The following is a 14,076-nucleotide window of genomic DNA, read 5'->3' on the forward strand; positions in this document are numbered from 1 at the left end:
GCTTCAAGGAGAGAATGACATGGCAAAAGTAATTGGTATCGACCTCGGAACGACAAATTCCTGCGTCGCTGTCATGGACGGCAAGGACGCGAAGGTCATTGAGAACGCCGAAGGTGCGCGCACGACGCCTTCGATCGTCGCATTTTCCGAAGATGGCGAACGCCTCGTCGGTCAGCCGGCCAAGCGCCAGGCAGTCACCAACCCCACGGATACGCTGTTCGCAGTGAAGCGCCTCATCGGCCGCCGCTACGATGATCCGACGGTTGAAAAGGACAAGGCTCTCGTTCCTTTCGAGATCACCAAGGGCGACAATGGCGACGCATGGGTCAAGGCCCGCGGCACCGGCTATTCGCCTGCCCAGATCTCCGCGATGATCCTTCAGAAGATGAAGGAAACCGCTGAATCCTATCTCGGTGAAAAGGTCGAAAAGGCCGTCATCACCGTTCCCGCATACTTTAACGACGCACAGCGCCAGGCAACCAAGGATGCCGGCAAGATCGCTGGCCTCGAAGTTCTGCGCATCATCAACGAGCCGACGGCGGCAGCGCTGGCCTACGGTCTCGACAAGAAGGACGGCAAGACCATCGCCGTTTACGACTTGGGTGGCGGTACCTTCGATATCTCGATCCTCGAAATCGGCGACGGCGTCTTCGAAGTGAAGTCCACCAACGGCGATACCTTCCTCGGCGGTGAAGACTTCGACATGCGTCTCGTCGAATACCTCGTTGCCGAGTTCAAGAAGGACAACGGCATCGATCTGAAGGGCGACAAGCTTGCTCTGCAGCGCCTCAAGGAAGCTGCCGAAAAGGCAAAGATCGAACTGTCGTCCTCGCAGCAGACCGAAATCAACCTGCCGTTCATCACGGCCGATGCAACCGGTCCGAAGCACCTGACGCTGAAGCTGACCCGCGCCAAGCTCGAAAGCCTTGTCGAGGATCTGATCCAGCGCACGATCGCACCGTGCAAGGCTGCTCTCAAGGATGCCGGCGTAACGCCAGCCGAGATCGACGAAGTCGTTCTGGTCGGTGGCATGAGCCGCATGCCGAAGGTGCAGGAAGTCGTCAAGCAGCTGTTCGGTAAGGAGCCGCATAAGGGCGTCAACCCGGATGAAGTCGTCGCACTCGGCGCCGCCATCCAGGCCGGCGTTCTCCAGGGCGACGTCAAGGACGTTCTGCTCCTCGACGTGACCCCGCTGTCTCTCGGCATCGAGACCCTCGGTGGCGTCTTCACCCGTCTGATCGAGCGTAACACCACGATCCCGACCAAGAAGAGCCAGACCTTCTCGACCGCCGACGACAACCAGCAGGCCGTCACCATCCGCGTTTCGCAGGGTGAGCGCGAAATGGCTGCCGACAACAAGCTGCTCGGCCAGTTCGACCTCGTTGGCCTGCCGCCGGCACCGCGTGGCGTTCCGCAGATCGAAGTCACCTTCGATATCGACGCCAACGGCATCGTGCAGGTTTCGGCCAAGGACAAGGGCACCGGCAAGGAACAGCAGATCCGCATCCAGGCATCTGGTGGTCTCTCCGACGCCGACATCGAAAAGATGGTCAAGGACGCCGAAGCCAATGCCGAAGCCGACAAGAAGCGTCGCGAAGGCGTGGAAGCCAAGAACCAGGCCGAAAGCCTGATCCACTCCAGCGAGAAGTCGCTGAAGGATTACGGTGACAAGGTGACCGAGGCCGATCGCACCGCGATCTCAGATGCGATTGCTGCTCTGAAGTCTGCCGTCGAGGCAACCGAGCCGGATGCCGAAGACATCAAGGCAAAGACCCAGACCCTCATGGAAGTCTCCATGAAGCTCGGTCAGGCGATCTATGAAGCCCAGCAGGCTGAAGGTGGTGCGGCAGACGCATCCGCAGAAGCTGGTGATGACAATGTCGTCGATGCCGACTACGAAGAAGTCAAGGACGACGACCGCAAGAAGTCCGCGTAAGCTGGACCAAAACGGTCACGTTTGAAACTGACATTCCGGCTGCCCACCATGGCAGCCGGAAATCCATTTCCGGGGTCTGATCCTTAATGGCAAAAGCCGATTTTTACGAAACGCTGGGTGTCGCCAAGACGGCGGACGAAAAAGAGCTGAAAAGCGCCTTCCGCAAACTCGCCATGAAATTCCATCCGGACAAGAATCCGGGCGATCATGAGGCCGAGCGTAAATTCAAGGAAATCAACGAAGCCTACGAAATGCTCAAGGATCCGCAGAAGCGGGCGGCCTATGACCGTTACGGTCACGCAGCCTTCGAGCATGGCGGCATGGGCGGTGGCGGCTTCGGCGGCGGTGGCTTTGGCGGCGGTGGTGGGTTCTCCGATATTTTCGAGGATATCTTCGGCGAGATGATGGGCGGCGGGCGTCAGCGGCAGCGCTCTTCGGGTGGCCGCGAGCGTGGCGCCGATCTTCGCTACAACATGGAAATTTCGCTGGAGGAATCATTCTCCGGCAAGACGGCGCAAATCCGCGTTCCGACATCGATCACTTGCGACGTCTGTTCCGGCTCGGGCGCAAAGCCCGGCACGCAGCCGAAAACCTGCGGCACCTGCCAGGGTTCCGGCCGCGTGCGCGCTGCCCAGGGCTTCTTCTCGATCGAACGGACCTGCCCGACCTGTCATGGGCGCGGCACGATCATTCCCGATCCGTGCACGAAGTGCCATGGCCAGGGTCGCGTCACCGAAGAGCGTTCGCTTTCGGTGAACATTCCGGCCGGCATCGAAGACGGTACCCGCATTCGCCTGCAGGGCGAGGGCGAGGCCGGCATGCGTGGTGGTCCGGCGGGCGATCTCTATATCTTCCTGTCGGTCAAGCCGCATGAATTCTACCAGCGCGACGGCGCCGACCTCTATTGCACCATCCCGATCTCGATGACGACGGCGGCACTTGGCGGCACGTTTGACGTGGCGACGCTCGATGGCACCAAGTCGCGCGTTACCGTGCCGGAAGGCACGCAGGCCGGCAAGCCGTTCCGCCTCAAGGGCAAGGGCATGCCGGTGCTGCGGTCGCCGCAGACGGGTGACCTCTACATCCAGATCCAGATCGAGACTCCGCAGAAGCTGACGAAGCGGCAACGCGAACTCCTTCAGGAGTTCGAGCAGCTGTCCTCGAAGGAAAACAATCCGGAATCGACGGGGTTCTTTGCCCGAATGAAGGAATTCTTCGAGGGCTGATCGGGCCATCGATAAAATGCTAAGAGGCTCGGTTGTTCCTGCAACCGGGCCTTTATTGTTTTTTGCTCCGGACTGCCTATGCAGGGTTGTTGCGCGGGCGCGACTTTCGCAGTCAAAATGGCTTTACTATTTTGGATCAGCCAAATGATTGGTGGGACATTAAGATAATAAAAGGGTAAATTAGCAGGCCGAACAACATAGCAGCGCCGAGGGACACTTGGAACGCCGTCTCGCAGCCATCCTCGCAGCAGATATCGTCGGTTACAGCCGATTGATGGGATCAGATGAATCCGGGACGCTGAGTGCGGTAAAGTCCTGCCGCACGGAGCTCCTCAACCCGAAAATTGCGCAGCATCGCGGCCGCATCGTCAAGATGACCGGTGACGGCATGTTGGTGGAATTCTCCAGCATTGTGAACGCGGTTGCCTGTGCCGACGAGGTGCAGCGGGAGACGGCGCAGCGAAACCTCTCCGTACTTGAAGACAAGCGCATCGAGTTCCGGATCGGTATTCATCTTGGCGATGTTATCGTCGAGGAGGGCGATATTTTCGGCGATGGCGTCAATGTTGCCGCCCGGCTGGAAACTTTGGCCGAACCCGGCGGTATTGCTGTCTCCGCCTCGGTCAAGGACCATGTCGGTTCGCGGCTCGACCTATCGTTCGAGGATCGCGGCGAGCATAGGCTCAAGAACATCAAGGAACCGATCAGGGTCTATGCGATCTCTCCGCGGCGGGCGCTGCCGCTGAAAGTGAACAAGGCCGCTCTGGCCGCAGCCAAGGAAAAGCACAAGCAGCTCGTTGCCGTCTTGCCTTTCACCAACATGAGCGGTGACGCCGAGCAGGAGTATTTTTCGGACGGCATCACCGAAGACATCATTACCGACCTCTCCAAGGTATCGAACCTCTACGTCGTCGCACGCAACACCGCCTTCACCTACAAGGGAAAATCCGTGCAGGTGAAGCAGGTCGCGGCCGAGCTCGGCGTCGACTTCGTTCTCGAGGGCAGCGTCCGCAAGGTCGGGCAGCGGGTGCGCATTACCGGGCAGCTCATTGATGCGAAGAACGGCGGGCACCTTTGGGCGGACCGCTTTGACCGTGACCTGACCGATATTTTTGCGATCCAGGACGAGATCACCCACGCGATCGTCGATCAACTCAAGATCAAGCTGCTGCCGGAGGAGCGGCGAGCGATCGAAGCCGAGCAGACATGCAATGTCGAAGCCTACACCTATTACCTGCGCGGCCGGCAACTTTCTCACACCTGGACGCGGCCTTATCTGCTTCTGGCGCGGCGTATGTTTGCGACTGCGGTCGCTCTCGATCCGGAATATGCGCGTGCCTATGCCGGGATGGCCGATTGCGAGTCGGCGCTGCGCGACTGGCATGCGGGAGAGTATACGCTACAGGGGATTCTCAATCTGAGCGCCAAGGCGCTTGCGCTCGATCCAAATCTCGCGGAGGCGCACGCCTCGCGCGGGCTGGCGCTGCACCAGGACGGGCGCGACGAAGAGGCGCTGAGCGAGTTCGAAAAGGCGCTGGCGCTGGAGCCCGATCTCTATGAGGCGAATTTCCACTATGGCCGCTTCCTTTTCATGGAGGGCAAGTTCGAAGGAGCCATTACATTCTTCACCAGGGCGGCCGAGATCAGGCCGGACGACTATTTGTCGCCGATACATCTGATGAGCGCATGTCGATCGCTCGGGCTGGAGGAAGAACGAGCGCACTGGGCGCACATCTGCATCGAGCGCGCCGAAGAGGCCCTGGAGCGGCATCCGGAAAATTCAGGCCCAGCTCATCGCGGCGCGCTCGCCCTGGCGCACATGGGCGAGGCGGAAAAAGCAAAGGAGTGGGTGAGGCGCGCCCAGATGATCGACCCGGATGACATTGTTGCGCAGTATAACATCGCCTGTGTTTACGCGTTGCTGAACGAATGCGACGCTGCGCTGGACTTGTTGGAGGAGCTACTGCCGCTGTCGTCCTGTTATCACATCCTGTGGTTCAAGCATGATTCGGATCTGGATTCGGTGCGCGATCACCCCCGATTCGAAAAGATGCTGGATGCGATCGCGGCCTGCTCAGCCTCGCTGGACTTCAAGGTGGCGTCGGAATAGCGCGGGCGCCCCGACAATTGTTCCATTCTGGAACAGGCCGAAATGCGCATCTGTCTTGCGTTAACGCAGGCAATCAATGGCGCTTTGCAAAGTCACACGAAGCGGCCAGTATCCTTGCGGGGATCAACCAAAAAATCGAGGGCAACTTCCATGATGGCAGCAGCCGCTTCCGTGTCTTTCCAGTCTGACGATGTTGATGTGCTCGCCGGCGCGCTCTACGCGTGGTGCGCTGAGCGCAATATCAAGCTGCGCAGCCAGCAGGGACTTGCGATCGCCAGCATCGCGATAGATCTCTATCATGCCGGCCATCAGACGCAGGACGATTTGCTCGTCGCCCTTCACGAGCGCGAGCTGCACTGACCGGCAGAGCAGAGCTCAGCCCAACGCCTCGACGTAGCTTTCGCCGGTCATGATCGACAGGATGGTCTTCACGGCCTCCTTGCCTGCTGTGGAGCGAAGCTTGTCGTAGTGCAGGGCAAGCTCATAGGCCTCCGCGCTGAGACCTGGTCGCGCCGATCCGTCACGCGGATTGGCGCCTTCGAACAGGTCCGAAATATCCACGCCCAGAAAGACCGCGATCTGGTGAAGCTTGCTCGCGGATACGCGATTGGTGCCTTTCTCGTATTTCTGAATCTGTTGAAAAGTCAGCCCCAGCGCGTCTCCCAGTTCCAGCTGCGATATGCGTCGTTTGGCCCTGAGCGTCCGGACATTTCTGCCGACAATAATATCTACCGGATCTGGCACTGCTGTGTTCCCTCATTATAAATTCAAATGCGCTAGTACTATGCCCGCCTTTTGTAATATCTCAACCAATCAGTTGCAATTTTCAACCTGCTTTTGCTGTGGTTTTGAGCCGCTCAGTCATACACTTTCGGCGTAGACATCGACCGTAAGGTGCACGCTATTTGCGATGCGCGTTTAGGGCGGCAATCGTGCGTAAGTCGCACTCTATTTTACTTGCCGCGGCGATCGCCTGATTCTCCGTCGATTCCGTGGCTTGCCAAACTTGACCCAGGTATCGACAACTCATATTTTAGAATAATTCTAAAACGAGGTTGTCATGTTCAACAGACTTTTCAGTTCATCCAAGCGTTCTTTTGATTCATTGTCCGAACAGGAAATACTCGCGCTTGCAATCGGCTCCGAAGAGGACGACGCGCGCATTTACCTCGCCTACGCCGACATGCTGCGGGACGCGTATCCCGCCTCGGCAAAAGTCTTCGAGGGCATGGCAGAGGTCGAGGACACGCATCGCAAATCCCTGATCGAAATTTATCGCCAGCGGTTCGGCGAGCGCATTACGCTCATCCGGCGCGAGCATGTTCGAGGATTCTACGAGCGCAAGCCTGACTGGCTGCGGCGCAACCTGTCATTGGACAAGATCCGGGACGAGGCGGCGGCCATGGAACAGCAGGCCTATCGCTTCTACGTCGAGGCCGCGACCCGTGTGACCGACGCCGGAACGAGGCAGCTGTTGGGTGACTTGGCGCTCGCCGAGCAAGGCCACGAAGAGATCACCCACATGCTGGGCGACAAGCACACGCCTGACGATGTAAAGGCGGAGGAAGACGTCGCGGCGCGGCGGCAATTGGTTCTGACCTACGTGCAGCCCGGTCTCGCTGGTCTGATGGACGGCTCGGTCTCGACATTGGCGCCGATCTTTGCGGCCGCGTTTGCGACCCAGGACACCTGGCAGACTTTCCTTGTCGGCATGTCCGCATCGGTCGGCGCCGGAATCTCGATGGGCTTCACTGAGGCGGCGCATGACGACGGCAAGATTTCCGGCCGCGGTTCGCCGATCAAGCGTGGCCTCGCCTGCGGGGTCATGACGGCGCTCGGCGGTCTTGGCCACACCTTGCCGTATCTGATCCCGAACTTCTGGACTGCAACGACGATGGCGGTGATCATCGCGATCTTCGAGCTTTGGGCGATCGCGTTCATCCAGAACAGGTTTATGGAAACACCGTTCTTGCGTGCCGCCTTGCAGGTGGTTGTCGGCGGCGGTCTTGTTCTCGGGGCCGGTATTCTGATTGGAAATGGCTGAGATACAAAAAAGGCCGGCATCTCGCCGGCCTTTCCTGTTCAATTCGATATCGTCTACCTCAAGGCGCCGACCAAAACGTCGCGGCCGTTTTCGATGGTGACCCAGCGACCGGCATTGGCGCTCGACTGGCGCTTGATGAACGAGTAGGGGGTGTCGAACCACGGCTTGACGCTGGATGCCAGGTTGTCGAGCACGAAGTCGCCGTTGGTGGTGCGCAACGTCAGCACGGCATGGCCTTCGCCGTCAGGCTTGCGAACGACCGTGAGCAGAAGGTTAGCTGGCGAAATTCCCCGTTGAATCAGGACGCGGCGCTTCAAGAGGGCGAAGTCTTCGCAATCGCCCGCGGTCGTGGGATAAGCCCAGACTTCATCCTTGCCGTAGATTTCCTTGTCGGTCATCGGTGTGATGCTGTTGTTGACCGTGGCGTTGACCGATCGCACCATTCCCCATTTGGCATCAGACATCTCAGCCGGCGAGGTGTTGCGGTTCGGGCCGCATTCGTTGCGATGGATCTGGCAGAAGTCGTAGTGGCCGATCGGCTGGGAAGTGGCTGCGCCTGTGACCATCGAGAGGTTGTTGGTGGAAGCCGGCGTTGCGGCTGTAGACATAGCAAACACGGCCATCATGGCCACGACGAAACCCTTGATCCGCACGCCCGCTCTTCCCTTGCATCGCCCATGTATTGTTAACAAAAAGTTAACGGACGGAGGCTCGGAGAGTCAATCGTTACTTCTGGGGAGGGGGGCGCTAACCACCAACATGGTTAAAATCCGTTAGGATTTGGCACAGGTGGTACCGTTTGAATTATCGGATAAGCCCTTTGACGGCGGCAAGGATGCGCTCGATGTCCTGCGGTCGCGAAAGCCGGTGATCGCCGTCGCGCACAAAGGTCAGCACGACATCGTCGGCAGGCAGATGCTCCACCAGTTTCATGGCGTGCTGATAGGGAACGTCGGGATCCTTCATCCCCTGCAGGATATGCACGGGGCAACCGGTCTCAATGATGCCTTTGAGCACGCTGTTGTCGCGCCCGTCCTCCATCAGCGCCCGGGTATAGATGTTTGGCTCCGGGCTATAGGCCGACCGCTCTTCGAAGTAGCCGCGGTCGGCTAGCGAGGCTTTCTCCTTCTTCGTGAGGTTCGGCTCGATCAGATCGGTGGTGAAGTCGGGAGCCGGCGCAATCAGCACCATGCCTTCCAGCTTCGGCCCGTCCTGCCGCTTGGCAAGTTCCTGCGCGAGCCTGAGAGCAATCCATCCGCCCATCGACGAGCCGACGACCAGAATCCGGTCGGGGGCCGTGTGGAGGATCACGGCAAGTGCTTCCTCCAGCCAGCGCGAGATCGTCCCGTCGGTAAACTTGCCGCCGGATAGGCCGTGCCCGGAATAGTCGAGGCGTAGACAGGCGAGGCCGTTTTCCGCGGCAAACCTGTCGAGTTCGATCGCCTTGCTGCCGCTCATGTCGGAGCGGTATCCGGATAACCAAACGAGGGTTGGGCCGCTTGCCTGACCGGATTGGCTGCGCGCGATGTAGGCAATCTCGCGTGCGGCTTCGCCTTCTCCGACGGTCAGATATTGTTGGTCATGAATGAAATTTGCGTCAGACATCGCAGAACTCCGGTTGTTTTGGCCTATAAAACAGATTCTTGACAGGCTGACAGCAGGTGTTTTTTCCGCTAAAGAATGCTACTGACTCCGTTGCAGCAATGGTGAGACTACGTTTGTACTCCCGTGATTGGGAGTGCCAGGGCTGCAGCGATCCGAAACAACGCGAGGAGAATACGACCATTCGCAGACCCTTTAAAGCCGACGCGCCCGTGAAGGAAGGGCCGCGCTCGAACCGGGAAATTCGCATCCCCCGAGTTCAGCTGATTGATGCTGAAGGACAGAACTTGGGCGTTGTGCCCACCGACCAGGCGTTGAAAATGGCTGAAGAAGCCGGCCTCGACCTGGTGGAAATCTCCCCCAATGCCGAACCGCCTGTGTGCAAGATCCTCGATCTGGGCAAGCTGAAATATGCCAACCAGAAGAAGGCCGCTGAGGCGCGCAAGAAGCAGAAGATTGTCGAAGTCAAAGAAATCAAGATGCGCCCCAATATCGACACCCATGACTATGAGGTGAAGATGAAGGCGATGGGCCGTTTCTTTGAAGACGGTGACAAGGTCAAGGTGACGCTAAAGTTCCGTGGCCGCGAAATGGCGCACCAGGAGCTCGGTATGAAGCTGCTGCAGCAGGTGAAGGCCGACACGACCGAATATGCCAAGGTCGAAGCCGAGCCCAAGCTTGAAGGCCGCCAGATGATGATGGTGCTCGCGCCGAAGTGACGCGCTTCGCCACTCTCGTATCAAAGCCGTCCGTAAGGGCGGCTTTTGTATTTTGAGGCCTCGCCCACCCAATCTGACAGGATGCTGACAAACGCGCTCAACGGTCTGTCAGCGAGAGTTTGGCAATCTGTTCTCAACAAGAAGAGAGCAGAAGGCAAAGATCATGAAGAAGACCATTTCACACACGTTTCTGGCTTCCGTCGCCGCAATCGCGGTGACCTTGTCGCTCCCGACAATCCAGACGTTCACATCAGGCCATTTCTCGTCGGCAGCATTTGCCCGTGGTGGCAGCGATGATGGCGGTGGAAGCAGCGGTAGCGGTTCCGGCGGCAGCGGCGGCAGCGGCAACAGTGGATCCAGCCACAGCGGTGGTAGTGATGACCACAGCGGCAGCGGGCGTGGTGGTGATGATCACAGCGGTCGCGGCGGTCACGACGACGGTAATGACGACCATGGCCGTGGCCGTGGAGCCGATGACGGAGCCAATCATGACGCCAATGACGACAATCCAGGCGAGCACCGCCGTGGTGGTCGCAACGACAATCGCCCGGAAGTGACCCTCTCAGTGTCTCAGCAAAGCCTGGCAGGACTGCTGAACGGCTCGCTCGTCGCCGTCGATCAGCTCGGCCGGCGCCTCGAGGTCGAGGTTGAGCTCGAGCACGGGACACGGGAGGTCGTGGCGCATCCACACAGAGGTGACTTTGTTCGAAACCCTGGCGCGATCACCAGCGTCAATATAGTTCCCGCTTCGGCGCAATAATCTGCCCGGCGCGGTCTTCCGGCCACCCCTTCGGAAGAAAGAACTCCGCCGCGCCCCGGCGGAGTTCTTGGTTTCTTGGAACCTTGTCTCGTCGCGATAAAGCGTTCAGTGTAGGTTCCGCGATTGCAGATGCATTGAGGTACTTGGAAGGTCAATGAACACAAGCCGTCGCAGTTTCATGACGATGTTGATGCTGGCCGTGGCGCTCGCCGCCGCCGGCCCGATGTTCGTTTCCCATGCCGAAGCCAAGGATGGTGGTGGCAGCGACGATGGTGGCGGCAGCGGTGGTAGCAGCGGTGGGAGTGGTTCGAGCGGCGGCAGTGGCTCGTCGGGCTCCGGCTCGTCCGGATCCTCGGGATCCAACTCGGGCAGCGGCAGTTCCAATTCCGGTCGTGGCGGCCACGACGATCACGGGGGCGATGATGGCGGCGACGACCACGGCGGCGGCGGAGGCGGCGGCGGTAATAGCGGCCGCGGCAGTGGCGGACGGAACACCGATTCCGATCGCGCGCGCGATGCCGTTCGCGAGGGACGGATCCTGCCGCTGAAGACCGTTCTTCAGCGCATCGACGCAAAACGCTACGGTCGGGTCATCGACGTCAATCTCCGTCGATCTATGTTCAGCGATGTGTATCAAGTGAAGGTTCGCGACGGGACGGGCGCGATCAGGACATTGCGCGTCGACGCCCGCAACGGAGCATTGCTGGGGGGCTAGGGGCTATGCGTATCCTGTTGGCGGAGGATGATCCCAATATTTCCGGCCATGTGGTCGAAAAGCTGGGGCGGGAAGGCTATCGCGTCGAGGTGTTTGCGAGCGGGCCTGCCGTGTGGGAAGAGGGCGAGACTGGCGATTATTCAGCCATCATCCTCGACCTCGGTTTGCCCGGCATGGACGGGCTCTCGATCCTGAAGCGCTGGCGTGGCGCTGGCATCAACACGCCGGTTCTCGTTCTGACTGCCCGCGGCTCGTGGATGGAGCGCGTCGACGGCTTCGATGCGGGTGCCGATGACTATCTGCCGAAGCCGTTTCGCACCGAGGAGTTGCTGGCCCGCCTGCGGGCGCTTCTTCGCCGCACCGGGGCCGTTGCGACGCGCGTCAAATCCACCAGCCGCTTCACGCTTGATGAGAGCGCCCGGCGGGTGACGTTCGACGGACGCGAACTCGACCTCAGCCCGTTGGAATACCGGATGATCGCGCTTTTCATCGGAAAGCCCGGAGAAGTGCTCAGCCCCACCGAACTGGCAAGCCAGGTGCAGGGGCGCGATGACGATTCCGCCAAGAATGCCGTGGAAGCCATGGTGGCGCGGCTGCGCAAGAAAACGGACAGTGATGCCATCGAGACGCGGCGCGGCTTCGGCTATGTTCTTCCGGAGCGACCCCGGTGATCCACTCGCTGCATTTTCGCCTGGCTGCCGGAGCGCTTGTCGCGATCGCCTTGGCGTTGACGCTCGTCTGGGCAGTGCTCAGCCACCTGTTCACCGATTATCTGGCCGACCAGTATTCCAACGAAATGACGTCGGTGATGGACTCGCTGGCAGCGCGGCTCAGCGTGGAGAATGGCGCCCTTGAATTGAAGAACGAGCCTGCCGACTCGCGCTTCCAGATTCCGGCCGGCGGCCGCTACTGGCAGATCTCTCCCGATGGCAACGAGGAGCCGCTGCGGTCCCGCTCGCTGTGGGACGAGGAGATCACCGCGGATGACCTGTCGAAGGACATGTATTGCGGATTCCGGGAAACGGACGGGCCGGATGGCTCGCCGCTGCTGGTGTCGATGAAGACGATGGCGCTCGGCGAAGGCGACGCAAAGAAGAACTTCACCGTCTACGCCGCTTTTTCCAAGCCGGAGATGGACGCAGCGCTTGAAAGCTATCACCGGCCGTTGCGCCTGATGCTGCTTTCGACCGGCGGCATGCTGCTGTTGGCGGCGTTTCTACAGGGCTGGGTGGGCCTGCGCCCGCTGGTGCGGCTTCGCGATCGCGTCGCCGATATCAGGGCCGGGCGCAGCTCTCACATCGGCACGGAGGGACCGAGCGAGGTCAAGCCGCTGGTTCGCGAGATCAACCTGCTGCTCAGCGAGCGTGAGACGGCGATCGAGCGGGCCCGCGCTCGCGCGAGCGACCTCGCCCACGGGTTGAAGACGCCGCTAACGGTGTTGTCGCACCTGGTTGAGGCTCTGCCCGAGGGCCAACGCGACACAGCCTTGCAGCAGATCGAGCTGGTCCGGCAGCGCGCCGACCGCCAATTGCAGGCGGCCCGCATGGGCGTGGAGCAGATGGCAACGACATCGCTGCTCGGGATCTCGGGAAAGCTCGTCAACGTCTTGACACCCTTCACCGAAGAGAAGGGTATCGACTGGCATCTCGATATCGACCCGTCGCTCACGGTACAGGCGGATCCCGCCGATATTGCCGAGGCGCTTGGCAACGTGCTCGACAATGCCGTGCGCTTTGCCAGAACACGCATCGATCTTTCCGCCGGGCGCTCACAGGATGATGTCGTGCTCAGCGTTTCCGATGATGGGCCTGGAGCCGATCCGGAGAGCTATAACTTGATGTTGAAGCGCGGCGTCCGGATCGACGAAGGCACGGCAGGAACTGGGTTGGGGCTGGCGATCTCGGGCGATATCCTGGAGGCCTACGGCGGCAGGCTCGATCTTTCCGCCTCGCGGTGGGGCGGCCTTCAGGTGAAACTGATGCTCCCGGCCATGGCCGGCCGACCTCCCGCCATTGCCTAGAAGATTCATCCGCCGCCCCGTTGCACTTTTATGACGCTGCGGTTATAAGCGCGCGTCCGAACTGACCGGCAGGGCATGCCGTGGCGGTTTCGAATGCTTGCGGAACGGTTCGTCACCGGAGCCGCAGATCAACAACAAACGCTCCCGCACCTTGTTGCGACGGCCGGAAACCGGGCATCGCGAGAAGGCTTCCTTGATGAAGCACGCAGGGGGATCAGAAACGGAGTAGCAAAATGCCCAAGATGAAGACGAAGTCTGCTGCCAAGAAGCGGTTCAAGATCACCGCGACCGGCAAGGTCAAGGCTGCAGCTGCTGGCAAGCGCCATGGCATGATCAAGCGTACCAACAAGTTCATCCGCGATGCACGTGGCACCATGGTTCTCGCAGAACCGGATGGCCGCAAGGTCGTGAAGAACTACCTGCCGAACGGTCTCTAAGACTATTCCGCGAACGCTTTAGATTAAGGAGATCATGAAATGGCACGTGTAAAAAGAGGCGTTACCGCCCACGCCAAGCACAAGAAGGTTTTGAAGGCCGCTAAGGGCTTTTACGGCCGTCGCAAGAACACCATCCGCGCCGCGAAGGCTGCTGTCGATCGTTCGAAGCAGTACGCTTACCGCGACCGCAAGATCAACAAGCGCAACTTCCGCGCTCTCTGGATCCAGCGTATCAACGCTGCCGTCCGCGAATTCGGCCTGACCTACGGCCGCTTCATCGACGGCCTGAACAAGGCTGGCATCGAAGTCGACCGTAAGGTTCTCTCCGACATGGCAATCCATGAGCCGGAAGCATTCGGTGCACTCGTTGCTGCCTCCAAGAAGGCTCTCGAGTACCTGAAGGACGCCGGTACGAAGAACGAGTTTGAAGCAGCCGTCAACTAAGCCGGCGCTATTCGAACCTTTGCTTCGATGATTTGGGACCCGCGCTGGCCAGGCTTGCGCGGG

The 14,076-nt window shown here is 59.9% G+C and carries 15 protein-coding genes; 12 read left to right on the forward strand and 3 right to left on the reverse strand.

Annotation, left to right across the window (positions count from 1 at the left end; genetic code table 11):
* Positions 1 to 19: 19 nt before the first annotated feature.
* The 4 genes from dnaK (at position 20) to RGCCGE502_RS01340 (ending at position 5,632) form a co-directional block, all read left to right on the forward strand.
* Positions 20 to 1,936 carry a molecular chaperone DnaK gene (gene dnaK, locus RGCCGE502_RS01325; protein ID WP_016552362.1) on the forward strand — a complete coding sequence of 639 codons (1,917 nt, stop codon included), beginning with the start codon at positions 20 to 22 and terminating at the stop codon, positions 1,934 to 1,936.
* An 86-nt stretch (positions 1,937 to 2,022) separates the two neighbouring features.
* Positions 2,023 to 3,162 (forward strand): molecular chaperone DnaJ, encoded by a 1,140-nt coding sequence (dnaJ, locus tag RGCCGE502_RS01330; RefSeq protein ID WP_016552363.1) that lies wholly within the window; start codon positions 2,023 to 2,025, stop codon positions 3,160 to 3,162.
* A 217-nt stretch (positions 3,163 to 3,379) separates the two neighbouring features.
* Entirely contained in the window at positions 3,380 to 5,272 is a 1,893-nt protein-coding gene (locus RGCCGE502_RS01335; RefSeq protein WP_016552364.1) for a TPR end-of-group domain-containing protein, read from the forward strand.
* Positions 5,273 to 5,422: 150 nt separating this feature from the next.
* Positions 5,423 to 5,632: a hypothetical protein gene (locus RGCCGE502_RS01340; protein ID WP_016552365.1), complete on the forward strand. Its 210-nt coding sequence runs from the start codon at positions 5,423 to 5,425 to the stop codon at positions 5,630 to 5,632.
* Positions 5,633 to 5,647: 15 nt separating this feature from the next.
* Here RGCCGE502_RS01340 and RGCCGE502_RS01345 read toward each other — a convergent pair whose 3' ends face one another.
* On the reverse strand, positions 5,648 to 6,016 hold the full coding sequence (locus RGCCGE502_RS01345) for a helix-turn-helix domain-containing protein (protein ID WP_016552366.1): 369 nt from the start codon (positions 6,014 to 6,016) through the stop codon (positions 5,648 to 5,650).
* 316 nt (positions 6,017 to 6,332) lie between these two features.
* Between RGCCGE502_RS01345 and mbfA the strand changes: the two genes are divergently transcribed.
* Entirely contained in the window at positions 6,333 to 7,316 is a 984-nt protein-coding gene (gene mbfA / locus RGCCGE502_RS01350; RefSeq protein WP_016552367.1) for an iron exporter MbfA, read from the forward strand.
* 53 nt (positions 7,317 to 7,369) lie between these two features.
* On the opposite strand, the gene RGCCGE502_RS01355 is transcribed toward mbfA, so the two are convergent.
* Positions 7,370 to 7,969: a transglutaminase-like cysteine peptidase gene (locus RGCCGE502_RS01355; RefSeq protein WP_016552368.1), complete on the reverse strand. Its 600-nt coding sequence runs from the start codon at positions 7,967 to 7,969 to the stop codon at positions 7,370 to 7,372.
* A gap of 151 nt (positions 7,970 to 8,120) precedes the next feature.
* Positions 8,121 to 8,921: an alpha/beta hydrolase gene (locus RGCCGE502_RS01360; protein WP_016552369.1), complete on the reverse strand. Its 801-nt coding sequence runs from the start codon at positions 8,919 to 8,921 to the stop codon at positions 8,121 to 8,123.
* Between the two features lie 179 nt (positions 8,922 to 9,100).
* On the opposite strand from RGCCGE502_RS01360, the gene infC reads away from it, so the two are divergent.
* The 7 genes from infC (at position 9,101) to rplT (ending at position 14,013) form a co-directional block, all read left to right on the forward strand.
* Positions 9,101 to 9,637, forward strand: a complete 537-nt coding sequence (gene infC, locus RGCCGE502_RS01365; RefSeq protein WP_025658610.1) for a translation initiation factor IF-3 — start codon at positions 9,101 to 9,103, stop codon at positions 9,635 to 9,637.
* Positions 9,638 to 9,800: 163 nt separating this feature from the next.
* Positions 9,801 to 10,397, forward strand: coding sequence for a hypothetical protein (locus RGCCGE502_RS34440; protein ID WP_016552371.1), 597 nt, complete (start codon positions 9,801 to 9,803; stop codon positions 10,395 to 10,397).
* Positions 10,398 to 10,551: 154 nt separating this feature from the next.
* Positions 10,552 to 11,112 (forward strand): PepSY domain-containing protein, encoded by a 561-nt coding sequence (locus RGCCGE502_RS01375; protein ID WP_016552372.1) that lies wholly within the window; start codon positions 10,552 to 10,554, stop codon positions 11,110 to 11,112.
* A gap of 5 nt (positions 11,113 to 11,117) precedes the next feature.
* Positions 11,118 to 11,783 (forward strand): response regulator transcription factor, encoded by a 666-nt coding sequence (locus tag RGCCGE502_RS01380; protein ID WP_016552373.1) that lies wholly within the window; start codon positions 11,118 to 11,120, stop codon positions 11,781 to 11,783.
* Complete coding sequence (locus RGCCGE502_RS01385; RefSeq protein WP_016552374.1) at positions 11,780 to 13,132, forward strand: ATP-binding protein; 1,353 nt, start codon at positions 11,780 to 11,782, stop codon at positions 13,130 to 13,132. The genes RGCCGE502_RS01380 and RGCCGE502_RS01385 overlap by 4 nt, the downstream gene beginning before the upstream one ends.
* Positions 13,133 to 13,365: 233 nt before the next feature.
* Complete coding sequence (gene rpmI, locus RGCCGE502_RS01390; protein WP_007529267.1) at positions 13,366 to 13,569, forward strand: 50S ribosomal protein L35; 204 nt, start codon at positions 13,366 to 13,368, stop codon at positions 13,567 to 13,569.
* A 39-nt stretch (positions 13,570 to 13,608) separates the two neighbouring features.
* Positions 13,609 to 14,013, forward strand: coding sequence for a 50S ribosomal protein L20 (rplT, locus tag RGCCGE502_RS01395; protein ID WP_007798644.1), 405 nt, complete (start codon positions 13,609 to 13,611; stop codon positions 14,011 to 14,013).
* The last annotated feature ends 63 nt before the right edge of the window (positions 14,014 to 14,076 follow it).

The sequence above is a fragment of the Rhizobium grahamii CCGE 502 genome, from assembly GCF_000298315.2.
Taxonomy (GTDB): Bacteria; Pseudomonadota; Alphaproteobacteria; order Rhizobiales; family Rhizobiaceae; genus Rhizobium; species Rhizobium grahamii.